Origin of the sequence: Bradyrhizobium vignae, assembly GCF_004114425.1 — a bacterium.
GTDB lineage: Bacteria > Pseudomonadota > Alphaproteobacteria > Rhizobiales > Xanthobacteraceae > Bradyrhizobium > Bradyrhizobium vignae.
On record NZ_RDQF01000153.1, the window covers coordinates 1 to 721 of the forward strand.

Sequence of the window (721 nt, forward strand, 5' to 3'; positions counted from 1 at the left end):
AGCACAGGATCGCTGCCAAGCAGAACGCCCAAGAATTCCAACTGCGGGACGTAGCGCCCGATGACGACCAGGCAGACGGTCAAAGGTGTCGCCAGGAATAGCCCAACGGGTCCCCACAGCATCGTCCAGAAGATCGCGGCGATGATGATCGCAAGAGATGACAGCCCCGTGCTGGAGCCGTAAAGCCATGGCTCAATGACATTATTGCTGACGAGTTCAGCCGTAAGGAAAAGCCCGACGACCCAGAACAGCATCGTCCAGCCTGGATCAACAGCGATGGCCAGGGCAACAGGAAAGATCGCCGCCAAAAAAGGACCGAGATAGGGAATGAATCGGAGTACCGCTGCGAGCAGGCCCCAAAGAACGGCGTTCGGTACGCCAACAAAGTAGAGCGCAACACCGATGGGGATGCCGTAGGTCAGATTAACAATGAGCTGCATCAGCAGATAACGGCTGACCCGGGAGGCGGCATCGTTGAGGGCCTGCGTGCTCTTCTGAAGATCACCGGCTCCTGCCAATTTAATGAATCGATCGCGCAGGTCTTCCCGCTCGAGCAGCACAAAGATCACGAAAATGACCACGAGCCCGGAAGTCGCGAGCGGTGCCAGCAACGGACCTATGACAGAGCGAATGAGCTCCAACGGTCTCGGCTGGGGCGGCTCCAGCCGCACCGTGACAGGTTCCCGAGTCCCGGTACCTGCGCCAAGCCCGGACGAGGCGG

1 protein-coding gene is annotated in these 721 nt (G+C 59.2%); it reads right to left on the reverse strand.

Annotated features, from left to right (window positions below):
• On the reverse strand, positions 1-721 hold a 721-nt coding region (locus EAV90_RS39190), incomplete at both ends, for an AI-2E family transporter (RefSeq protein WP_164937311.1).